The 24,647-nt window shown below is 28.6% G+C and carries 19 protein-coding genes, 1 riboswitch and 2 other annotated features; of the genes, 17 read left to right on the forward strand and 2 right to left on the reverse strand.

What is annotated here, in order from left to right:
• Positions 1-16: 16 nt before the first annotated feature.
• Positions 17-256: a binding site (T-box leader), on the forward strand.
• Between the two features lie 77 nt (positions 257-333).
• Both ileS and CNEONATNEC86_RS00360 read left to right on the forward strand, forming a co-directional pair.
• Positions 334-3,447, forward strand: coding sequence for an isoleucine--tRNA ligase (ileS, locus tag CNEONATNEC86_RS00355; RefSeq protein ID WP_159135391.1), 3,114 nt, complete (start codon positions 334-336; stop codon positions 3,445-3,447).
• Between the two features lie 256 nt (positions 3,448-3,703).
• On the forward strand, positions 3,704-4,702 hold the full coding sequence (locus tag CNEONATNEC86_RS00360) for a LacI family DNA-binding transcriptional regulator (RefSeq protein WP_159115422.1): 999 nt from the start codon (positions 3,704-3,706) through the stop codon (positions 4,700-4,702).
• Between the two features lie 182 nt (positions 4,703-4,884).
• Here CNEONATNEC86_RS00360 and CNEONATNEC86_RS00365 read toward each other — a convergent pair whose 3' ends face one another.
• Complete coding sequence (locus CNEONATNEC86_RS00365) at positions 4,885-5,073, reverse strand: hypothetical protein (RefSeq protein WP_058293176.1); 189 nt, start codon at positions 5,071-5,073, stop codon at positions 4,885-4,887.
• A 222-nt stretch (positions 5,074-5,295) separates the two neighbouring features.
• Here CNEONATNEC86_RS00365 and CNEONATNEC86_RS00370 point away from each other — a divergent pair, with 222 nt between their 5' ends.
• From CNEONATNEC86_RS00370 to lepB, 13 genes are all read left to right on the forward strand, one after another.
• A complete protein-coding gene (locus CNEONATNEC86_RS00370; protein ID WP_058293175.1) occupies positions 5,296-5,871 on the forward strand; it encodes a nucleoside recognition domain-containing protein in 576 nt (191 codons plus the stop codon).
• A 2-nt stretch (positions 5,872-5,873) separates the two neighbouring features.
• A complete protein-coding gene (locus tag CNEONATNEC86_RS00375) occupies positions 5,874-6,401 on the forward strand; it encodes a spore maturation protein (protein ID WP_058293174.1) in 528 nt (175 codons plus the stop codon).
• A 102-nt stretch (positions 6,402-6,503) separates the two neighbouring features.
• Positions 6,504-7,277: a MerR family transcriptional regulator gene (locus tag CNEONATNEC86_RS00380; RefSeq protein WP_159135392.1), complete on the forward strand. Its 774-nt coding sequence runs from the start codon at positions 6,504-6,506 to the stop codon at positions 7,275-7,277.
• A gap of 123 nt (positions 7,278-7,400) precedes the next feature.
• Complete coding sequence (locus CNEONATNEC86_RS00385; RefSeq protein ID WP_159135393.1) at positions 7,401-8,651, forward strand: aminopeptidase P family protein; 1,251 nt, start codon at positions 7,401-7,403, stop codon at positions 8,649-8,651.
• 78 nt (positions 8,652-8,729) lie between these two features.
• Complete coding sequence (locus tag CNEONATNEC86_RS00390; protein WP_125147954.1) at positions 8,730-9,050, forward strand: phasin family protein; 321 nt, start codon at positions 8,730-8,732, stop codon at positions 9,048-9,050.
• Positions 9,051-9,196: 146 nt separating this feature from the next.
• Positions 9,197-10,795, forward strand: a complete 1,599-nt coding sequence (locus tag CNEONATNEC86_RS00395; protein ID WP_159135394.1) for an ABC1 kinase family protein — start codon at positions 9,197-9,199, stop codon at positions 10,793-10,795.
• A gap of 75 nt (positions 10,796-10,870) precedes the next feature.
• A riboswitch (Lysine riboswitch) is annotated at positions 10,871-11,044 on the forward strand.
• A gap of 179 nt (positions 11,045-11,223) precedes the next feature.
• Positions 11,224-12,951, forward strand: coding sequence for a Na+/H+ antiporter NhaC family protein (locus tag CNEONATNEC86_RS00400; RefSeq protein ID WP_479680455.1), 1,728 nt, complete (start codon positions 11,224-11,226; stop codon positions 12,949-12,951).
• Positions 12,952-13,128: 177 nt separating this feature from the next.
• Entirely contained in the window at positions 13,129-13,509 is a 381-nt protein-coding gene (locus tag CNEONATNEC86_RS00405) for a BlaI/MecI/CopY family transcriptional regulator (protein ID WP_159135395.1), read from the forward strand.
• Entirely contained in the window at positions 13,510-15,228 is a 1,719-nt protein-coding gene (locus tag CNEONATNEC86_RS00410; RefSeq protein WP_159135396.1) for a M56 family metallopeptidase, read from the forward strand.
• A 155-nt stretch (positions 15,229-15,383) separates the two neighbouring features.
• Positions 15,384-17,159, forward strand: a complete 1,776-nt coding sequence (locus CNEONATNEC86_RS00415) for an aminopeptidase P family protein (protein ID WP_159135397.1) — start codon at positions 15,384-15,386, stop codon at positions 17,157-17,159.
• Between the two features lie 205 nt (positions 17,160-17,364).
• Entirely contained in the window at positions 17,365-17,676 is a 312-nt protein-coding gene (locus CNEONATNEC86_RS00420; protein ID WP_058293167.1) for a PadR family transcriptional regulator, read from the forward strand.
• A gap of 24 nt (positions 17,677-17,700) precedes the next feature.
• Positions 17,701-18,318, forward strand: a complete 618-nt coding sequence (locus tag CNEONATNEC86_RS00425) for a DUF2812 domain-containing protein (protein ID WP_125147957.1) — start codon at positions 17,701-17,703, stop codon at positions 18,316-18,318.
• A gap of 17 nt (positions 18,319-18,335) precedes the next feature.
• Positions 18,336-18,866 carry a signal peptidase I gene (gene lepB / locus CNEONATNEC86_RS00430; protein ID WP_058293165.1) on the forward strand — a complete coding sequence of 177 codons (531 nt, stop codon included), beginning with the start codon at positions 18,336-18,338 and terminating at the stop codon, positions 18,864-18,866.
• A 65-nt stretch (positions 18,867-18,931) separates the two neighbouring features.
• On the opposite strand, the gene CNEONATNEC86_RS00435 is transcribed toward lepB, so the two are convergent.
• The gene (locus tag CNEONATNEC86_RS00435; RefSeq protein WP_316372237.1) at positions 18,932-19,438 is read right to left on the reverse strand and encodes an FUSC family protein; all 507 of its coding nucleotides are present in this window, start codon (positions 19,436-19,438) and stop codon (positions 18,932-18,934) included.
• A gap of 224 nt (positions 19,439-19,662) precedes the next feature.
• Positions 19,663-19,906: a binding site (T-box leader), on the forward strand.
• Positions 19,907-20,028: 122 nt separating this feature from the next.
• Here CNEONATNEC86_RS00435 and metG (CNEONATNEC86_RS00440) point away from each other — a divergent pair.
• Both metG (CNEONATNEC86_RS00440) and metG (CNEONATNEC86_RS00445) read left to right on the forward strand, forming a co-directional pair.
• Positions 20,029-21,972, forward strand: a complete 1,944-nt coding sequence (gene metG / locus CNEONATNEC86_RS00440) for a methionine--tRNA ligase (protein WP_159135398.1) — start codon at positions 20,029-20,031, stop codon at positions 21,970-21,972.
• Positions 21,973-22,610: 638 nt separating this feature from the next.
• The gene (gene metG, locus CNEONATNEC86_RS00445; protein WP_058293162.1) at positions 22,611-24,239 is read left to right on the forward strand and encodes a methionine--tRNA ligase; all 1,629 of its coding nucleotides are present in this window, start codon (positions 22,611-22,613) and stop codon (positions 24,237-24,239) included.
• Positions 24,240-24,647 lie beyond the last annotated feature (408 nt).

Genomic DNA, 24,647 nt, shown 5'->3' on the forward strand with positions numbered 1-24,647 from the left:
TATAATTAGAAAATAATGAAAGACTGTGATTAGGAAAAGTATCTTAGAATTTATTTTTAGAGAGTAGCTGTTTGGTGGAAAGCTATAATAAATCTATGAGAAAATCACCTAGGAGTTGGAGACTGAAAAGCTTATACGCTGAATAAGTTATCACGTTGACCTGCGTTAAAGGATAGAGTATGTATGTACTTGAACTAAAGCATTTATTATGATGCAATGACCTTAGGTGGTTTGCGAATTCAACTTCGTCCTTTAGGATGGAGTTTTTTTTATGTTTTAGGCAATAATAACAATTAATAGATAATTTTATACGCATGGAAAGGGGAAAATTTAATGTACAAAAAAGTTGATTCTTCTAAAAGTACTGTAGATATGGAAAAAGAAATCGCTAAGTTTTGGAAGGAAAAAGATGTAATTCAAAAAAGTTTTGATTCAAATCAAGATGGAGAGTATTTTACTTTTTATGATGGTCCTCCAACTGCAAATGGAAAGCCACATGTTGGTCATATCTTAACAAGAGTTATGAAGGACATAATTCCAAGATTTAAAGTTATGAAGGGATATAAAGTTTTAAGAAAAGCTGGATGGGATACTCATGGCCTTCCAGTTGAGCTTGAAATAGAAAAGAAACTAGGAATCTCAGGGAAAGAACAAATAGAAGATTACGGTGTTGAAAAATTCATTACTGAATGTAAGGACAGCGTATTCTCATATGTTAGCTTATGGAAAGATATGTCTGAACAAATTGGATTCTGGGTTGATATGGATGATCCATATGTAACTTATCATGATGATTATATAGAATCAGAATGGTGGGCATTAAAGAAGCTATGGGATAAAGGTTTATTATATAAAGGTCATAAGGTAATGCCTTACTGTCCAAGATGTGGAACAGCTTTATCATCTCATGAAGTTGCTCAAGGATATAAAGATGTTAAAGATTTAACTGCCACTGCTAAATTTAAGGTTAAAGGAGAAGATAACAAGTATATACTTGCCTGGACAACAACTCCTTGGACATTACCATCAAATTTAGCATTATGTATAAACAAAGCTTATACATATGCAGATGTTAAAGTTGGAGATGAAGTTTATGTATTAGCTAAAGACTTAATTGAAAAAGTGCTTGGCGATAGAGAATATGAAGTAATAAAAGAATATAAAGGTGAAGAACTATTAGGAACTGAATATGAACAATTATTACCTTTTGCTAAGGTTGAAGGTAAAGCATTTGTTGTAATTCATGGAGACTATGTAACATTAACAGATGGTACTGGTATAGTTCATATAGCCCCAGCTTATGGTGAAGATGATAGCTTTGTTGCAAAACAAAATGGCATCGCATTTGTAAACATGGTTGACGCAAGTGGTAACTTCGTAGATGAAGTAACTCCATGGGCAGGAAAATTCGTTAAGAAATGTGATGAAAGCATTTGTAATTACTTAGAAGAGCATAATCAATTATTTGATAAACATAAACATCTACATTCATATCCACATTGTTGGAGATGTGATACACCACTTCTTTACTATCCAAAAGACAGCTGGTTTGTTGCCATGACTCAAATGAGAGATAAATTACTTGAAAATAATAATAAAGTAAATTGGTATCCTGATAACATTAGAACAGGTAGATTTGGTAAGTTCCTTGAAAATGTTATTGACTGGGGTATTTCAAGAGATAGATACTGGGGAACTCCACTTCCAATATGGCAATGTGAATGTGGTCACAGAGAATGTATAGGAAGCAGAGAAGAATTGGAATCAAAAGCTACTACAGACTGCAAGGGAATAGAATTACACAAACCATATGTTGATGGAATCAAGTTAAAATGTCCTGAATGTGGTAAGGAAATGACTAGAACTCATGAAGTAATTGACTGCTGGTTTGATTCAGGATCAATGCCTTTTGCACAATGGCACTATCCATTTGAAAATAAAGAAACTTTTGAAAAGAACTTCCCAGCACAATTTATTTCAGAAGCAGTTGACCAAACTAGAGGATGGTTCTATACATTAATGGCTATATCAACATGTTTATTTGATACAAATCCATTTGAAAACTGTATAGTATTAGGTCACGTTTTAGATAAAAAAGGACTTAAGATGTCTAAGTCTAAGGGAAATGTTGTAGATCCATTTGAAGTATTAGGAAGCCAAGGAGCTGATGCTACAAGATGGCACTTCTATACTGCAAGTGCACCATGGCTACCAACAAGATTCTCTATAGATGATGTTGCTGAAACTCAAAGAAAATTCTTAGGAACATTATGGAACGTATACTCATTCTATGTTCTATATGCGGATATAGATAAATTTGATTCAACTAAATATCCAGATTTCGTTTCAGGGAATGTAATGGATAAGTGGATTATATCTAAATTAAATACATTAATTGAAACTGTAGATGAAAACTTAAGTGGATATAAGATTACTCAAGCTGCTTTAGCTATTGAAGACTTTACAGATGAATTATCAAACTGGTATGTAAGAAGAAACAGAGCTAGATTCTGGGCTCAAGACTTAAGTGATGATAAGATTGGAGCCTATGTAACTTTATATAAAGTATTAACTACTTTAGTTACAGTTGCAGCACCATTTGTACCATTTATATCAGAAGAAATTTATCAAAACTTAGTTGTAAGTTTAGATAAGGATGCTGTAGAAAGCGTTCATTTATGTAAGTTCCCAGAAGCTGATAAGGCTGCTATAAATGTAGAATTAGAAAAAGAAATGGATTTAGCATATACTCTTGTTAAACTTGGAAGAAGTGCAAGAAATTCAGCTAATATCAAGAACAGACAGCCGCTTTCAACAATGCTTGTTTCAACTAAATCTTTACCAGAATATTATGGAGATATAGTTAAAGAAGAATTAAATATCAAAGCTGTTGAATTAGGTGCAGATTTATCTGAACATGTTAATTTTGAAATTAAGCCTAACTTACCTGTACTTGGTAAAGCATATGGTAAGTTAATACCACAAATCAGAAAAGCTATTTCAGAAAAGAATCAAATGGAACTAGCTCAAAAGATTCAAAATGGTGGAGAAGAAACTATAGATGTTAATGGAACTGAAATAGTTCTTACTAATGAAAATCTTCTAGTAACAATGCAAGGCTTAGAAGGATATGCATTTGCTGGTGAAGGTGAAATTGGAGTTGTGTTAGATACTACAATCACTCCAGAACTTCAAGAAGAAGGCCATGTAAGAGAAATGATTTCAAAGATTCAAAACATGAGAAAAGATAAAGGATTTGAAGTGGCTGATAAGATAAAACTTTATGTTTCTGATAATGATATGTTAATTAACGTAATTAAGAAGTTTGAAGATACAATTAAGAAAGAAACTTTAACAGAAGAAGTTATATATTCTTTAGAAGCTGATTATACAGAAGTAACTATAAATGGTGAAAAGTTAAATATGACAGTTGAAGTTATAAAATAGTAATTGCCTTATGAGTGCACTAGGGATCTAAGAGATTTAGATTCCTAGTATACTTTAAAGAAAAAAACTGCATAATAAATTAAAATAAGTTTTAAGCTATGATTATCATAACAAATATACTATAATTATTATAAAAGTAAATTTTTGTGAAACTTTATAATAGAAATAGAGATTATTTGTGCATACTATTATTGATTTATTATGCAATATATTAGTATAATTAAAGTATCTAGAAAATTCAAAGGAGGAATAAAAAATGGCTACTTCTATTAAAGATGTTGCAAGAGAAGCAGGTGTATCGATTGCAACAGTTTCTAGAGTTTTAAATGATATCGATGTAGTAAATGAAGATACTAAGAAAAAAGTCTTAGATGCAATAAAAAAATTAGGTTATAGACCTAATATAGTAGCAAGAAGTTTAAAAACTCAAAGAACAAAAACAATAGGAATACTACTTCCAGATATATCAAATCAATTTTACCCAGAGATAGTTAGAGGAGCTGAAGACGTTTCCAATATTTATGATTATAATATAATATTATGCAACTCTGACTTAGATATACAAAAGGAAAAAGAATATTTAAGAGTGCTAAAAGAGAAAATGGTTGACGGTGTATTATACATGAGTAGTTCTCTTAATGAAGAAATATTAGATTTAATTAATGAATTAGACTTAAAAACAGTCCTTGTTGAAACACGTGATAAAGATGGAGCACTTCCAAGTGTAACAATTGATAATGTAAAGGCTTCTTTTGATAGTACTAATTTCTTAATAAGTAAAGGATTAAAAAATATTGCATTTATAGGAACTGAAAAAGATAGTATGAATGCATGGGGCGATAGATATACAGGATATGAGTCTGCGATGAAAGATGCAAAGCTTAATATAGATTCTGATTTAGTGTATCTTAACTCAATAAAAATTAAGACTGGTTATGAAGGCGTTATTAGCTTTATTAAATCAGGAAAGAAATTTGATGGTATAGTTTGTGCATCTGATGATATTGCTATGGGTGCTATAAACGCATTGAGAGATAATGGACTTGAAGTTCCTAAGGATGTAAGTGTTGTTGGATTTAATGATAATTTTGCAGCATCTATTTTCTATCCTAAGATAACAACTATTTCACAACCAACATATGATATGGGTTCTGTAGCTATGAGAATATTAATAAAGATGTTAAGCCAAAAACCTTTAGAGGAATCTCAATATGTTTTGGAACATCAATTGATTGAAAGAGACAGTACAATTTAGTTTTTAATATTTAACCTAAAGGAATTTTATATAATTAAATTCCTTTAGGATTTTTTATTTTTAAATAGTTGATTTAAATGAATAATAGAGCCCCATTAAGAAAATATAAATTTCTTAATGGGGCTATTTTATGCCGTATTTTAATCAATATTCTTTATAGACATAAATTCAATAATGATAAATTAAAGTATACCTTCACTTTTAAGAATGTCTTCCAGTCTTTGAACTTTACTTGTTAATTGAACAAATTTTTCTTTTAATTCTTCCTTTGAAGATCCAGTATCACTAGTAATGCAAGCTTCCATTTCTTCAACAGCTTTTAAAGCCTCTTCTACATCGTTTTGAGCTAATTTTAAATTGGAATCTTTCATAAAGTTACTTCTCCTTATATTTTTATATTATGTTTAATAATTATATGGTATCACTACTAAAATGTAAGTTCAAGGAATATAAATTTAAAGAGTAATAATATTTTAGGAGGGAAGGGTACAGTTGATAGCTGGGAGTTGACAGTTGGTAATTAATTAAAAAGAATAATACATATTTAATTAATTGTTCAGTATCAATTATCAATTATTAACTGTATAAGTATAATGATAAATTATATTTGGTTTTTGTTAATTTTTCTAGGGGGAATTGTTGGCTTAATTAATGGAAATGGTGAAGTGATATCAAAATCTATAGTTAATTCTTGTGGAAATACAGTAACGTTTATGATAGAGCTTGCAGGAATAATGTGTTTTTGGTGTGGGGTTATGAAAATTGCAGAAAAAAGTGGATTTACAGAAAAATTATCCAAAATACTAAAACCTGTATTAAAGCTTATATTTAAAGATGCTGCAAAGGATGAGAAAGCTCTTGGAGCAATAGTTATGAATCTTACAGCAAATATGATGGGATTATCAAATGCAGCAACTCCATTTGGAATTAGAGCTATGGAAGAAATGGACAGGCTGAATCCTAATAAAGGGACTACAACAAATGATATGTCACTTTTTTTAGTATTAAATGCAGCATGTATTCAGCTAGTGCCTACAACAATAATATCAATCAGAGCAGCCTGTAATTCAGTTAATCCAGGAATAATTATAGTACCAGCAATTATATCAACAACTGTGGCGGCAATAGTTGGAGTATGTTCGTGTAAACTTTTAGAGAGGTACTTTTGATTATGATTAATTATTTAAGTAAAAGTATAATACCAATAATACTGCTTATAATTATAACTTATGGAATGCTGAAAGAAAGGAAGGTTTATGAGTGGTTCATAGAAGGTGCAAAAGAAGGTCTTGGTGTAGTGATGAGAATCTTCCCATATATTTTAGCAATGATAATAGCTGTACAGATTTTTAGAGAAGCAAAACTCATGGATGCATTAAACAACATAGCAGGACCTATTGTAAATCTTATAGGATTGCCAAAAGAGTTACTGCCACTTGTTATTATAAAGCCTTTATCAGGCAGTGGGGCAATAGGTGTGTTTACTGAAATAATTAAAAATTTTGGACCAGATACAAAGATAGGACTTATAGCATCTGTAATCATGGGTACTACAGAAACTATTTTTTATACAATAACAGTCTACTTTGGTGCAGTTAAGGTAAAAAAAATTAGACATACTTTATGGGCAGCTGTAATTGCTGATATAACTGCAATGATAATGGCTATTTTAATGGTTAACTTATTGATTATTAAATAAGCAGAGTTAAACTTAAATATAGAAAATAAAAAAATTAAAATTAAATGTTGACATTAACGCAACGTAATCCCTTATGATGAAATTGTCAGGAGGTACAAAGTCATGGAATATACAATAAAAAGATTAGCTGAACTTGCTGGTGTTAGTGCACGAACACTCAGATATTATGATGAAATTGGTTTATTAAGGCCATGTAGAATAAATTCAGCTGGTTACAGAATTTATGGAGAAAGAGAAGTAGATTTATTACAACAAATATTATTTTATAAATCTATGGATATGAAGTTAGAAGAAATTCAAAAAATTATTTCTAATCCAGATTTTGATACTAAAAAAGCTTTAGAGGAACATTACGAAAAGCTTATCTCCAGACGAAAGCAACTTGATCAATTAATATTGACGGTTGAAAAAACATTAGCATATAAAAAGGGAGAGATAGAAATGTCTGATAAAGAGAAATTTGAAGGATTAAAGAAGGAAAAGATAGCTAAAAATGAAGCTATGTATGGCAAGGAAATTAGAAATAAATATGGAGAAGATGTAGTTGAAGCTTCAAATAATAAATTATTAAATATGAGCGAAGAAAATTTTAATGAAATGCAGAAGACTGAAGATGAAATGTTTGAATTATTGTCAAAAGTTATTAAAACAAAAGATTTAGAATGTGATGAAGCCCAAAAGGTATATGAAAAGCATAAGAAATGGCTAGAGTTTTCATGGCCATCATATTCAAAGGAAGCTTATGCTGGACTTGCAGAAATGTATATAGCTGATGAAAGATTTTCAAAATACTATAATGATAAACTAGGAGAAAATGCAGTAGAAGTATTACACGATATAATTGTAAGATATACTAAATATAAATTAATAATTTGATTTTCATAAAATATGGTGAGTAGTATAATAATAGTAGTATACTACTCATTTTATTTAAGACCAGCTATAAAAAGTCAATAACTTCTTTCTAAAAAGGATATAAGAAACTAAGGAGAATGCGCGATGAATAATAGTGTGTTTATTAAAAATAGAGAAAACTTAATTAATCAAATAGATGATGATTCAATATTAATAGCTTTTGCAGGTCATGCGCCTAAGAAGACAGGCGATGAACTATATCAGTTTACTCAAAATAGAAATTTTTATTACTTAACTGGTATAGTAGAGCCACATCATATAGTTGTGTTATCTAAAATAAAAGGAAAAGTAACAGAAAAGTTATTTTTAAAGGAAATAAACTTGGATGAAGAAATGTGGAATGGAAAAACATTAAGAGATACAGAAGGAAAAGATATTTCGGGAATTAAAGAAGTAGTCTATATGAATGACTTTTATTCATATTTGAATTCACAAATTAAAGGTACAGAGCAAATTAATTTATACTTAGATTTAGATAAGGAAAATATAGAAGAAGATGATTCGGAAGCATTAAAATTTTCAAAAGAAATGAGAAATAAATATCCTCAAATAGTTATAAAGAATTTTTCAAATAAAATTATTCCTTTAAGAATGATAAAAAGTGATGAAGAAATAAATGAAATGAAAAAAGCAATTGAAATAACTATAAGAGGAGTTAAATCTCTTATGAATAATGCTAAGCCTGGTCTTAAAGAATATGAGCTTGAAGCTTATTTTGATTTTGAATGTAAAAGAAGTGGAGCAAAAGATTTTGCATTTTCAACTATAGCAGCAGCTGGAAAAAATGCTACTATACTTCATTATGTATCTAATGATAGTGAGATAAAGGAAAATGATTTAATATTATTTGATTTAGGGGCACAATGGAATTTATACAATGCAGATATTACGAGGACATTCCCTGCAAATGGTAAGTTTACTGACAGGCAAAGAGAAGTTTATGAAGCAGTTTTAAGAGTGAACAAAGCTGTAATAGAAAAAATAAAGCCAGGGGTTGTTTATAAAGAATTAAATGCATGGTCTAAAGATTTAATTGCAGAAGAGTGTATTAAGCTTGGAATAATTAAAGAAAAAGAAGAAGTAAGCAAATATTATTGGCATAGCATTGGACATAATTTAGGATTAGACACTCATGATTTAGAACCTCAAGGAAGAGAATTTGTATTTGAAAAAGGAATGGTATTTACAGTTGAACCTGGAATTTATATTTCAGAAGAAGGGATTGGAATTAGAATAGAAGATGATGTTTTAGTAACTGAAGATGGATGTGAAGTTTTAACTAAGGACATGATAAAAGAAGTAAAAGACATAGAAGAATTTATGAAGAATAGATAATCTTTAAAAATTTGAATATAAATAATTATAAACCAGAATAATATATTTAAGTTATATTGTAGTTAGGAGATGATTTATATGTTAGAAGAAATGAAAAAATTATGTCTGGCAGCTGTTGGTGCAGCAGCAATTACCTATGATAAAACAATTGATATTATAAATGATTTGGTTGAAAAAGGAAAAATAACAGTAGAGGAAGGAAAAGAATTATCAGAAGAACTAAAGAAAAATATTACTACTAAGGCAGAAGTAGCAAAAAATAAAGCAATTGATATGAAGCCATTAACAAAAGATAGCGTTCAAGATGTCTTGGAAAATTTAAACTTAGCTACTAAAAGTGATATAGAGAGCTTAAAAATTAGAATTAATGAACTTGAAGAAAAAATTAATAATAAGTAAAAGAGAAACAGAAGGTGTAAGTTTTATATGAATTTTACATCTTCTGTTTATATAAAATTAGTATATACTTTTTAAAAGTGAAGATTTTAATTAATAATTTATATGTTGCCTTTGAATGGGTTATTATTTGAAAGAGGATATTATTTATGAAAGAAAAGCCATCAAGTAGATTTAGAGAAATAATAATGGTATTTGCTAAATATGGATTTGGATATATTTTCGATAGAAAAGATGAAGAACAAAAAAAATCTCCTGCTAATTTAAGAAAAGCTTTTGAAGATTTAGGTCCAACATTTATTAAGATAGGTCAAATATTAAGCACCAGACCAGATTTATTGCCAAAAGAATACATAGATGAGTTAGTTAAGTTACAAGATTCAGCGATAGTGGAAAATTTTGACGATATGAAGTTAGTTTTTGAAAAATCACTGAACACAACTATAGATGAAAGTTTTCAATATCTTAATAGGGCTCCAATAGCATCAGCATCTATAGCACAAGTATATGAAGGAATATTAAAAGATGGCAGAGAGGTCGTTTTAAAAATTCAAAGGCCTAAAATATATGAAAAAATAATAAAAGATATTGCTATTCTGATGAAGATATTGAAGATTGCTGAAGGAAGAATAAATATACCTATAATTGATCCTATAGAAGCGCTGGAAGAAATAAAATTCACAACAATTCAAGAACTTGATTTTATATCAGAAGCTGGTAATATAGAGAAATTTAGCGAGTTAAATAAAAATACTGCACCTATTTATGCACCTTATGTAGTTAGAGAGTTGTTAAGTGATAAGGTTTTAGTATTAGAAAATATTGATGGTATAAAAATAAATGATATAAAAGAGCTTGAGCAGAATGGATATGATATAAATGATATTGCTGATAAATTGACATTAGCATTCTGTAAACATATATTTGAAGATGGCTTTTTTCATGGAGATCCACATCCCGGAAATTTATTGATTTCAGAAGGGAAAATATGTTTTATAGATTTTGGCATAGTAGGACAACTAAGTGATAACATGAAAAAATGGCTTAATATAGCTACTCATGATAAAGAAAAACTGGTTAACTGCATTTTAGCAATAGCTATAAAGAAAGGAAAGGTCAATAAAGTAGATATATACGATTCAGTTTCATATATTTTCGATGTTTATTTAGAAACATCTATAAAAAATATAAAAATATCAGAACTTGTTCAAGAAATATGGAATATTACAAGGGAAAATAATATACAGTTACCTAGAGAATTGGTTTCCTTGACAAGGAGCTTAATTTTGTTAGAAGGAGTAATTGCTTATCTTGACCCAGATCGAGAAATAGTAAATGTAATTGCTAATTTTATGAAATCAAATAATAGAACTACGATTTTAAGATGTTTAGAGAAAGAAGAATTAATAATTTCACTATATTGTTTTACAAGAGATTCTATGAAAATTCCTACAAAGACTGTAGAGGTTTTGAATAAATTATCAGATGGAAAGCTTACACTAGATATACGAATTAATGAGATAGATGAAATAATTAAGCAAGCTAATAAAATGGTAAATAGATTAACAGAAGGTGTTGTTATTGCTGCGTTAATATTATCTTCATCATTAATTATCAGTAATGATGTTAAGCCTTTATATAGAGGAATATCAATAATAGGGATTGGTGGATACGCAATTGCTTTTATGTTAGCTATAAAAGTTCTAATATCTATGAGCAGAGCAAATGAATGTCGAAAGAAGAAATAAAACTAACAATAAAATCAAAAAATATTGAAATAAAATTAAAAATAAGGTATTCTATATCATATAAAAGTGAATAAAGTAAGAGATAGAGGCGCAATATTTAATAGTAATATTATGGAGCTAAGCACTTTGAAGTAATATGAAAGGAAATATTGCCGAAGTCTATAACTAATGCTTTAAGGTTATAGAGCTGGGGTTGCATAGAATATATGCAAAACTGTCACAAGTACTTTGTGGTGAGCTATCATTCGTGGTTATGTAAAACATATTATGTTTTTAAAGACCTTGGGTGTTATCTCAAGGTCTTATTTTTTTGATTAAGAATTTATTTTAAATTTAGAAAATAAATTTCTTAGAGCCATAATTGTATTTTATAAGTTAATTACTTAATTTCTATCTTTAAATTTATCACAATAAAGATTAGGAGGATCATTAACATGAAAAATTCAAGAAGCTACCGTGTGTTTTTATTGACATTAATTATGTTAATAATGGCATCGACAGCAGTTTTTGCAGCTGACGTTGCAGAGGTTAATGCAGAAAAATTTGGACTTTGGACTATACTTCCACCAATTATAGCAATCGCATTAGCATTTATAACAAAAAATGTTGTAATATCACTATTTATAGGAACTCTATCAGGATGTTTTTTATTACAGATTATAGGAAGTAATCCATTTATGGCTATTATTCAAGCATTTTTAGATTTTGTACAAAGAGCATTAAACTCATTAGCAGATCCATGGAATGCAGGTATTGTTCTTCAAGTTATGGTAATTGGAGGAGTTATAAGCTTAGTCAGTAAAATGGGCGGAGCAAAAGCAATTGCAGAGTCTCTTGCTAAAAAGGCAAAAACTCCAAGAAGTGCTCAATTAATAACATGGTTCTTGGGAGTATTGGTATTCTTTGATGATTATGCAAATTCATTAATTGTCGGACCAATAATGAAGCCGGTAGCAGATAAGATGAAAATTTCAAGAGAAAGATTATCTTTTATAATTGATGCTACAGCAGCACCAATTGCAGGAATTATGATTGTATCTACATGGATTGGGTTAGAAGTTGGATTAATAAAAGATGGTTTCACATTAATAGGTCAGGAAGTAGATGCATTTGGAGTATTTTTAAGTACGATTCCATATAGATTCTATAACATATTAATTTTAATTTTTGTTGTTGCTACATCACTTTTATTAAGAGATTTTGGTCCCATGAGAAAAGCGGAAATAAATGCAAGAAAAGGATACATATCAGATGCAAGTAAAGAAATTACTCTTGATAAAGATGTAGAAGATGAAATGGCACCTAAAGAAGGTGTTAAACTAAGCGTATGGAATGCAATTATTCCAATTGGAGCGTTAATGATATCAGCTCTGATAAGTTTTTATTATAGTGGATATACTGCAATTATGGGTGGTGAAGATGTTGTACTTCAAAATTTAATGACAACATCACCAGCTTCATTTACAGCTATAAGAGAAGCTTTTAGTGCATCAGATGCATCGGTAGCATTATTCCAATCAGCATTATTTGCATCTATTGTTGCCATATTTATGGCTGTATGTAAAAAAATATTTACATTCTCAGAAGCAGTAGAAGTCTGGATAGATGGAATGAAAGGATTAATCATAACAGGAGTTATATTAATACTTGCATGGTCATTAAGTTCAGTGATAAAAGAGTTAGGAACTGCAGCATATTTAGTTAAATTGCTTTCAAGTTCAATACCTCAATTTTTATTACCAAGTATAATATTCATTTTAGGAGCAGTTATATCATTTGCAACAGGTACAGCATATGGGACTATGGGAATATTAATGCCACTTGCGATCCCTCTTTCATACTCAATATCGCCTGAAATGGGATACGTTATAGTAGGTACGAGTGCTGTTTTAACTGGAGCTATTTTTGGGGATCACTGTTCTCCAATTTCAGATACGACAATTATGTCATCAATGGGAGCAGGATGTGATCATATTAGTCATGTTAGAACTCAAATGCCATATGCGTTATCTGTAGCAGCAATTACAATACTATTTGGATATATTCCAGTAGGATTAGGACTTTCTATATGGCTTGTATTACCATTAGCAACAGCTGCGATATTTGCACTAGTTTATTTCGTAGGTAAGCCAGTTGATAATGTAGAAGTGATTTAAGAATAAGCTATAAATTATATTAAAAACTACCACAGAATGATTTAAAAAGTTATTCTGTGGTAGTTTTTTTACTTAAATATTAATTAAAAAAGATAAGAATAACATATTGACATTTATAGGCTACAGGTGTAACCTATAAGCAGGGTTACACCTGTAGCTTAGAAAGGAAGTGCGGAATTGGAAAAAGAGTACTCTATAAGTGAATCAGAATGGGAAGTTATGAAAGTGTTATGGAAAAATCCTAATAGTACAATGAGTTTTATAGTAGAGCAATTAGAAGGAAGAGGCTGGAGTTATTCAACTATAAAAACATTGGTTAAGAGACTGACGGATAAAGAATTTGTAGTAGCAGATAAGAGTCAAGGGAAAAATTTTTTATATAAATGTGCAGTAAAAGAACAAGAATGTAAAATTAATGAAACTAAAAATTTTTTAGCAAAAGTATTTGATAATTCGTTATCTATGTTTGTATCTACATTAGTAAAAGAAAGTAATTTATCCAAAAAGGAAGAAGAAGAATTAATGAATATAATAAATAAAATGGAAGAAGATGATTAGATGTTTATGCTATTAAATATAGCGATTATTACTACAATAATGACAGCTTGCATTTTATTAATAAAAACTATATTTAAGCATAAAATGTCAGCTAAAGCCCATTATTATATATGGTTAATTTTAATTGCTAGGCTGATTCTAATACCTATTATGCCAGATTTTATAGGGAATATTAATAGAATAGAAAATCAAGCTAGTCATATTGAAGGCATAGAAAATATTAAATCTAATTCTAATACAACAAATATAATAATAAATTCAAAGAATATAGGAAAGATTTCAATCGTAAAAAAGGACATAGTAGCAAACAGTAAAAAGATTATAGTGATAATATGGAAAATAGGTTTTACCATTATGATGGGTTATATTATTTTTATATTAAACTATTTTTATATTAAATTTGGAAGAATTCCAATATGTGAAGATAAAAAGATTCAAGATATTTTAGAAAAGTGTAAGCAACGAGTTGGAATAAAGTGCTCAGTAAATATAAAAATATATGATGGAAATTCAATGATTACAGGTGTAATATCACCAACTATATTTTTAAATAAAGGTTATGATGAGAAAGAGTTGGAGAAAGTTTTAATCCACGAATTGTATCACCTAAAAAATAAAGATACAATGATTAATTTATTTGCATTAATATTTTTAAGTATTAATTGGTATAATCCAATAGTTTGGATTGGATTTTTTACATTTAAAAGAGATACAGAGATATTATGTGATGAGCGGGTAATTAATTTAATAAAAGATAAAAAAGAATATGCAACATTACTTATGAAATCAATAAATAATGAATACCACTTTAATTCCATAAGCTTATGCATTCAAAGTGGAAAGAGTGAAATTAAAGAAAGGATTGTTTTTATGTCAAATTCTAAAAAGATCAGAAAATTATATAAAGTTTTAATAATGACAACTGTTTTGATTAGCTGTGGAGGAAGTATGATTGTGCCAAGGGTTCAAGCATCTACTATAGAAAATAAATCATCTGTTTTAATTAATGAAGATAAATCTTTAGAAGACTACTATAATATAGTTAGTAATTTTACAAATTCAATTAAGTTTAACAAAGATAATCAAACATTATCATTTACAGTTCCAAAGACAAAGCCAGAAGGATATAAATGGTTTGTTCATATTGATGGACACGAACAAAGAAAGGATGGTCCAGTAACTTTTCATATATTTGAAGATGAAAGTTATAATTATGAGTGGAAAGACGGAAAATCATATTCATATACTTTCAAAGAATATCCATTAATACAAAGTAGTTTTGAAGTTGGACTATTAAAAAGTGATAATTCAGGAGAAATTAAAGGAGATACTATAGTAAGCATAGATAAGGAAGGAAGAACAGTTCAAAATAAAGCAGCTGTATCTGAGGCTGTTTATGGGCTTGTAGGAACAATAGCATATAATTCACAAAACAAAAATATGAATTTTACACTACCAGAAAAAATTCCAGAAGGATATAAATGGTTCATTCATATAAGTGGACATGAACAAAGGAAGGATGGCCCTGTGGTTTTCCATGCATTTGAAGATGAGACTTATAATTATAAATGGGAAAATGGAAAGACATATAATTATGAATTTAAAGAAAATCCTATGATAAATACAAGTTTTGAAATTGGACTTATGAATGTAAAATCACAAAAAATTGAAAATGAAATTAATGTTGTACTAAATAGTGATGGAACACTGACTTATTAAAATTATTCTTATGAAATAGAATTAAAAATCTATTTCATAAGAATTTTTTAATTTATAAGTATAATTTTAAAATTCTGGATGCTTAATTATCTAAATGAGTGATATAATTTGACTTATAATAGAAATTTGAAGTTTTTAGAAAGAGGTAATAATCAATGAGAGTAAGTGAAAGAATAGAAAAACTAAGAAAGATAATGAAAAGAGAAAATATAGATTATTATATAGTGCCAAGTGCAGATTTTCACCAAAGTGAATATGTTTCTGAATGTTTTAAATCAAGAGCATATATTACAGGATTTACAGGGTCTGCTGGAACTGCATTAATTGGAATGGATAAAGCAATATTGTGGACAGATGGAAGATACTTTATTCAAGCAGAACAACAATTAGCAGGTTTAGGAATAGAACTCTATAAAATGAGAATACCAGGATGGCCAAGCTTAGAAGAATATTTAAGTACAAATATGAAAGAAGGAGAATGTCTTGGATTCGATGGAAGGGTGTTCTCTATAAATGAATATAAAGAATTCAAGAAAATGCAACAAAGCAAGAATATTAAAATTGCAATGGATAAGGATTTGATTGCAGAAATATGGGCAGATAAACCTTCTATGCCTAAAGAAAAAGTATTTTTACATGATGTAAAATATTGTGGTAAAACAGTTAATGAGAAAGTAGAAGAAGTACGTGAACAAATGAAAACATTAGGATGTAAATCATATATTTTATCATCTTTAGATGATATCGCTTGGCTATTTAATATCAGAGGAAATGATGTAGAGTGTACGCCTGTAACATTAGCATATGCACTTATAAATGATAAAGCAGCTGTATTATATATAGATAAAGATAAGATTAGTTGTGAAGATAAGAGTATATTAGAAAATAGAGATGGAATAACCTTAAAGAATTATGAGGATATATTTGAAGATGTAAAATTAATAAAAGGAAACGTACTATTAGATCCAAGTAAGGTTAGTGCATTTATATTAACTAATTTAAATGAAGATGTTAGAGTGATAGAATCTATAAATATAACTACTAATCTTAAAGCGATAAAAAATAATGTTGAGATAGAATGTTTTAAAAATTCTCATATAAAAGATGGAGTAGCCATGGTTAGATTTACAAAATGGCTTAAAGAACATGTTGGTAAAGAAAAAATAACAGAAGTTACTTTATCAGAAAAATTATTAGAATTCAGATCTATGGGAGATTTATTCATAGAAGAGAGTTTTAAAACTATAGCTGGATATAAAGAACATGCAGCTATGATGCATTATTCTGCCACAGAAGAAAGTGCTTATGAATTGAAGGAAGAAGGTATGGTATTAGTAGACTGTGGTGGGCAATATTTAGATGGAACTACTGATATAACAAGAACTTTTGTACTTGGAAAAATTACAGAAGAAGAGAAAAAAGATTTCACATTAGTATTAAAAGGACATATTAATCTTATGACATGTAAGTTCTTACAAGGCTCAATAGGATCTAGCTTAGATATAATGGCAAGAAAACCATTATGGGAAGAAGGAATAGATTATAAATGTGGAACAGGTCATGGTATAGGATTCTGTTTAAGTGTACATGAAGGGCCTCAACAAATACGTCCAATAAATTATGTGGAATTAAAACCAGGAATGATATTAACAAATGAGCCAGGAGTATATAAAGAAGGTAAGCATGGAATAAGAATAGAAAATGTTATGCTTATAGTAGAAGATAGTAAGACAGAATATGGTGGACAGTTCTATAAATTTGAACCCTTATCATATTGTCCAATAGATTTAGACGGTATTGAAGTAAGTATGTTAACAGATAAAGAAAGAGAATGGATTAATAGTTATCATAAAGAAACTTATGAAAAATTAAGTCCATACTTAAATGATGAGGAAAAAGAATTCCTTAGAAAAGAAACTAGAACTATATAAATAAAATTTTTTATAATTATATAACTGATATGCTAAGGTTAAAGGCTGATAAATAGCTTTTAACCTTATTTTTATTTTGATAATATTATTGAATGTCTTGTATTATTTGGAAAAATATATTGACTTATACAGTCTAACTGTATATTATAACTATATAGTTAGACTATATAGTTTAACTATATATATTTAATGCGAGGTAATTCATATGAATTTAAATAAATATTTACCATTAACAGAAACTACTTTTTATATATTACTTTCATTAAAAGAACCTAGTCATGGATATGCAATTATGCAAAAAGTAGAAGAATTAAGTAACGGAAGAGTGCGAATTGCAGCAGGAACAATGTATGGTGCAATTGAAAATTTATTAAAACAGAAATTGATTGAGAATGTAAAGACAGAAGATAAACGTAGGAAAGTTTATAAATTATCAGATACAGGGCTAGAAGTAATAAAGCTTGAAATTGAGAGATTAAGGCATTTAGTTAGAGTTAGTGAAGAACTGGAATTTTAAAATTTATAAAGGGGAGATGATTATATGAAGAAGTTCAGGGTATTTGTAGATATAAGTGAAGAAGAAAAATATTTAAATGAGATGGCTAACAAGGGGTATTTTCTAAAGAAATATTCTTCTTTGGGGAGATATCATTTCATAGAAAGTAAACCTGAAGATTTACACTATAGAGTAGATTATAGAGTGTTTAAGAAAAAAGATGATTTTGATGATTATGTATCATTGTTTGAAGATGCAGGCTGGACGCATGTTTACGGAACATATCAATCAGGAAGTCAATACTTTTTACCTAATTCATCAGATTCAACTGAAGATATATTCTCAGATATTGAATCAAAAGCAGGAAGATATCTAAGATTCATACAAGCAGCTCGTCTTTGTTCAATATCATTTATAATTGCTTTAATTATTATATTAGTTAGTGTTAATTTTAATTTATCAGAATTAACATTTTTAACACCAGGGTTATGGGAAAAGCAAGGAAGTGAATTTTGGAGGGCTTTTTGGTTTGAGGTTCCATTTGTTATGTTAAGAATAATTCCTCCAATTGCATTAATTATAGCAACTATTCTTTATAGTATATGGGCGATTAAAGCTAAAAAATTATATAATGCAGTATTGGGTAAAAAAGATAATATTTAGAAAAGAGATGAAGTAATATGGAAAATGAGTCTTTTTTAAAAGAAAAAGAAAGCTTTTTTAGGGAATGGATAGTACCAATTATAGCTGCTATATTTATAGCAGTACTTATTAATAAATTTATTTTTTTTAATGTAACGGTACCAACAGGGTCAATGATACCTACTATAAATAAGGATGATAGGTTTATGGTTACTAGAATATACAATACAAATAATATTGAAAGAGGGGATATTATTGTATTTTATTCAGATGAATTACAAAAATTATTAATAAAGAGAGCTATAGGACTACCAGGAGATCATATAGAAATCAATAATGGACAAGTAAAAGTAAATGGAGATATTCTGAATGAAGGCTATGTAAAAAACAATGATGATTATAATGGAACTTTTGATGTACCAGAAGGTAAGTTTTTCTTTTTAGGTGATAATAGGGCGGATTCGTGGGATGCTAGAAGGTGGATTAACCCATATATAGATGCTTCTCAAATTAAAGGAGAAGCTAGAGTTAGATTTTATCCATTTAATAATATTAAATTCTTTAAATAATACAGTGGGTATATCAAAAGAATGACTTAAATCTGATATACCCGCTGCATTATTTATTAAATATTTTATGTTAAGTATCCCTCTTCACTCGGAGGATTTATATGTTTATTTATTAAAACAGCTATAATAATTCCGATTATTGTATCAAAGCTTCTATTAATTGCATAAATATAAGCATTAGCTTGTGATGCAGAATTTATCATAATTGCTACAAGAACAATGCAAGAAACTACAACTGCTTCAGGTTTTTTTATAATAGTACATATATATATAGAAATAGAGATACCTAAACCTGTCATTATAGGAGTAATTAAATTGAAAAATGGGAATACAGAATTTAAATAAATAATAATTATTCCAACTACTCCTCCAATAATAGTACCTATTGTTCTATTTAATCCCATAGAAATGCTGCTAGAAACAGTATCTTTCATACAAAATACAGCAGCAATACATGCAAAGAAGGGATTATCTCGGTTAAATAGCTGAAAAATGAGCATACATAATGTAACTGCAATAGCAGTCTTTAAGTTTCTAAGACCGATTCTAGGTAGATTAATATTTATATTGATTCACCTCCAAGATAAGATCAATAACAAAAGTTTTTTAGCAGCGATATTATAGCATAAGTTTAAAAATGTAAGAAACAAACTATATCTAAAAATAAGCAAGTATTGCACATAAGTAAAACTAAGAGTATAATGTATATAATTTGAAATAAAGTATACAAGATATATTGTGTGAAAATAATATTTGATTATACCAAGAAAATAATATAAAATATTGTTGTAAAAATATAAATGCAATGAAAAGAAGAGTAGTAAAGTAAACATTCCACAAGAGAGCTGACATTTGCTGAAAGTCAGTGTTTGTGAATTTTATGAAGATGGTCTTAGAGCAGATTTCCTGAGCTAAAGTATTTGAGTTAGGGGAATACGGTGGCAACCGTTATGTTGCAGGGTGATGATGGTCACCTAATGAGTTATTTATTGTGAAATAAATAAGAAATAGAGTGGTAACACGTATAATACGTCTCTATATAGGTTTTAATATACCTATATAGAGCTTTTTTTATATTTATAAAATTATTCATAAGAGACAATAAAAAAAGGCTAAATCTAATTGTGAATTATGAATTTATAAAAAGGGAGGAACACAAAAAATGTGTACAGATTGTAAAAAAACATACTATATAACTACCCCAATTTACTATCCATCAACAAAGCTACATATAGGAAATACATATACAACAGTGGCTGCTGATGCTATAGCGAGATTTAAGAGATTAACAGGATATGATGTAATGTTCTTAACAGGAACAGATGAACATGGTCAAAAGATCCAAAGAATTGCAGAAGAAAAAGGAATAACTCCAAAAGAACATGTAGATGAAATTGTTGCAGGAATTAAAGATCTTTGGAAGATGATGAATGTAAGCTATGATAAATTTATCAGAACTACTGATGATTATCATGTAAAAGCTGTTCAAGATATATTTAAAAAATTATATGATCAAGGCGATATTTATAAGAGCTCCTATGAAGGATGGTATTGTACACCATGTGAATCTTTTTGGACTGATACTCAATTAGTTGATGGAAACTGCCCTGATTGTGGAAGACCAGTTGAAAAGTCTAAAGAAGAAGCTTACTTCTTTAAAATGAGCAAATATGCAGACAGATTAATTAAGCATATTGAAGAAAATCCACATTTCATTCAACCAGAATCAAGAAAAAATGAAATGTTAAATAATTTTTTAAGACCAGGGCTTCAAGACTTATGCGTTTCAAGAACTAGCTTTAACTGGGGAGTTCCAGTAACATTTGATGAAGATCATGTTGTTTATGTATGGATTGATGCTTTATCAAACTATATTACTGCACTTGGATATGGTCAAGAAAATAAAGAAATGTATGATAAATATTGGCCAGCAGATGTACATTTAATAGGAAAAGATATTTTAAGATTCCATACAATTTATTGGCCAATTATGTTAATGGCTTTAGGTGAACCACTTCCAAAACAAGTATTCGGTCATGGATGGTTACTTGTTGATGGTGGAAAGATGTCTAAATCTAAAGGAAATGTTGTAGATCCAGTAGTTCTTGTAAATGAATTTGGTACAGATCCTGTAAGATATTATTTATTGAGAGAAATTCCATTTGGAGCAGATGGATTATTCAATAATGAAATATTCATAAAGAAAATAAATTCAGATTTATGTAATGATTTAGGTAATCTTTTATCTAGAACAGTTGCTATGATAGAAAAATATTTTGATGGTGAAATTCCTGCTCAAGCTGAAAGTGGCGATTTTGATGGAGAGCTAATAGCTTTAGCATTAGGTACTCCTGATAAAGTAGAAGATGCAGTTAATAGCTTAAATCTTCCACTTGCATTAGAACATGTATTTGAATTAATAGGAAGAGCAAATAAATATATAGATGAAACAACTCCTTGGATTTTAGCTAAAGATGAAAGCAAAAAGGCTAGACTTGGAACAGTTCTTTATAATTTAGTTGAAAGTTTAAGATTTGCTTCAGTTATGATTTCAGCATTCTTACCAGATACAGCTAAGAAGATAAATGAGCAAATAAATACCGACAATATATCATGGGAATCATTAAAATTATTTAATGGAACAAAAGCTGGAACTAAAGTAGTAAAAGGCGATAACTTATTCCCAAGAATTGATGTAGAGAAAAAACTTGAGGAATTAGAAGCATTAAGAGCGAAAATGAATCCAGCTCCAGAGAAGAGAGAAATCACTCCAATAAAAGAAGAAATCACAATAGAAGACTTCGAAAAAATTGATTTAAGAGTAGTTAAAGTTTTAGTATGTGAACCAATTAAGGGAGCGAAAAAATTACTTAAATTAAAAGTAGATTTAGGCGGAGAAGAAAGACAAGTGGTTTCAGGAATTGCTGCATACTATAAACCAGAAGATTTAGTTGGAAAGAATGTAGTTTTAGTTGCTAACTTAAAACCAGTTAAATTGAGAGGAGAATTATCACAAGGCATGATTTTATGTGCTGCTACTGATGATGATAAAGAATTAAAGGCAGTTGATCCAGGAGATATAATTTCAGGAAGTATTGTAAGATAATATTTAAATTTAATTTAGTTTAATATGAATGTGAGGCGTGCTTAATTAATTTAAACATGTCTCGCATAAATTTTATACATCTATAAAAAGATTGATTGTATCCAAGTAAGTGGTTTAAATAATTGTTTTCTGAAAATAAAAAGCTTGAACAATATTTTAAAATAAGATATAATGCCCAGAATTTAAGTGAGAACCCCAATTTTATATTTGGCTTATCGAACTTACTCCTATGAACGGATGTGAATAGTGAGTTTCCTTTAAAAAGTGGATGGGTAAAAATTACGACAGCCCAAAGTATGAAAGTGACAGATTTTAAATAAAAGAAATTTATTGCTTAAATATTTGAAGAATGAAAAAATGGCCAGAATTTAAGAATTTAAGAATTTAAGAATTTAAGAATTTAAGAATTTAAGAATTTAAGAATTTAAGAATTTAAGAATTTAAGAATTTATATTCTTGAGAATATAAGAATATAGGAATATGCTTATTTTATGCGAGGTAGATAGAGGCAAAAGATACTTATTAATATAGTTTCATTATTTAAGGAAAAATATTAATAAATAGATAAAGATGGGCTATACTGATAAATATCACCTTACCAAGCGTTATATAACAAAATAAGAGAGGTGAAGAGATTTTTGAACATTATAATAGGAAATGCATGGCCTTATGCAAATGGAGAGCTTCATTTAGGAAGAATAGCGGTTCTACTTCCAGGAGATATATTAGCTAGATACCATAGATTAATGGGAGACGATGTAGTCTTTGTATCTGGAAGCGATTCTCACGGAACACCAGTTACTATGAAAGCAAAAGAAGAAAATCTTACTCCAGAGCAAGTGAGTGCGAAATATCATGAAAAGATAAAGGATTGCTTTGAAAGATTAGGATTTTCATTTGATTTATTTACTCAGACACATACAGAATATCATTCAGAAAAAGTTAAAGAATTTATATTGGAATTATATGAAAAAGGTTATATATATGAAAAGAATGTAGAAGAAACTTACTGCGAACACTGTAAAGAATATCTATTAGATAGATATATTGAAGGGGTATGCCCATTTTGTGGAGGATATGCTGTTGGAGATCAGTGTCAGGAATGTTCAAAAATATTTGAAAGTGATGAACTTCTAGATAAAAAATGTTCATTTTGCAAATCTACACCAATAATAAAAGAAACTAAGCATTTATTTTTTGCTTTATCTAAATTGGAGAATGATGTGAAAAGAATTTATATAAAGCAAGATGGATGGAGAGAAAATGCACAAAAGATAACTAAAAGATATTTAGATGAAGGTCTTAGAGATAGGGGAGTAACAAGGGACTTTAATTGGGGAGTAGATGTACCTTTAGATGGGTATGAAGATAAAAAAATATATGTTTGGATAGAAGCGGTTATGGGATATTTAACTGCAAGCATGAAATGCATTGAAGAAAGGCACGAAGATTATAGGGAATATTGGGATGGAGATGATAGCAGAGTTTATTTTGTACATGGAAAAGATAATATTCCATTCCATACAGTGATTTTCCCTGCAATTTTATCAGGATTAGGATTTAAAAATCCTAATATAAGAGAAATATCAAGTGAATACTTAAAACTTGAAGGAAAGAATTTTTCTGCTGCAAAGAATTGGGCTGTATGGGGAAAAGATATATTGGATAACTACAATGCTGATTTAATAAGATATTATTTAATATTAAATGGACCAGAAACAAAAGATACTGATTTTTCATGGAAATCTTTTATAACAGCTAATAATAATGACTTGGTTGGATTATTTGGGAATTTAGTCAATAGAATAGTAGTTTTTGCTAAAAAGAATTTTGATAACTCAATACCAAAAGGAACTTTAGATAAGAATTTTAAAGATGATTTATTTAAAGTTTATTGTGAAATTGGGGATAATATTGAAGAGGGCAATTTTAAATATGCATTGGATAAGGTTATGTCTTTAGTTAAAACAGCAAATAAATATTTCGATACAGCAGCACCATGGATAAGTGTAAAGCAAAATAAGGCTAAATGTGCAAAAGACATATATATATGCATTCAATATATAGCTAATATATCTAATCTAATAGAACCATTTATGCCATATTCAGCAGAAAAAATCAGAAAAATTTTAAATATAGAAAACTCAATATGGATGCCAATAGAGCTTAAAGAAGGAAAAATAAATGATGTAGAGATTTTATTTGATAGAATTGATAGAAAAAATATTGATGAGGAAATTGAAAATTTAAAAGAGAAATGTTACTAAAGAATTTTAACAAAATGAAAGCGCCTCTTGTAGGGGATACAAGGCGCTTTCTTAACCAATTATGGTTAAAGGGGTAAATAATAATGCTTTAACTACTTTACAATTAAAATTTTACTATAGTAATATGTCAGTTATGTGACAGAATTGATATTAAAAAATAAATATTACTTATTATTACTAATGTTTAATAATATGGAATATAAATGAATGATTTGTTGGAAAACGGAAATTAATTATAATTAATTTACTAAAATATTTAAGAAAAATCAATGCAATAAAATTTTTAGTAGGTAAAATAATTTTATGAAAATTGTATAAATATAAAGATAAGAGTAAAATTAATAGAAAGATTTAATAATAAAAAATAAATTTATCATATATAAAGAATGAATTAAAAAGGAGTATATG

This window comes from Clostridium neonatale (genome assembly GCF_900465025.1).
GTDB lineage: Bacteria > Bacillota > Clostridia > Clostridiales > Clostridiaceae > Clostridium > Clostridium neonatale.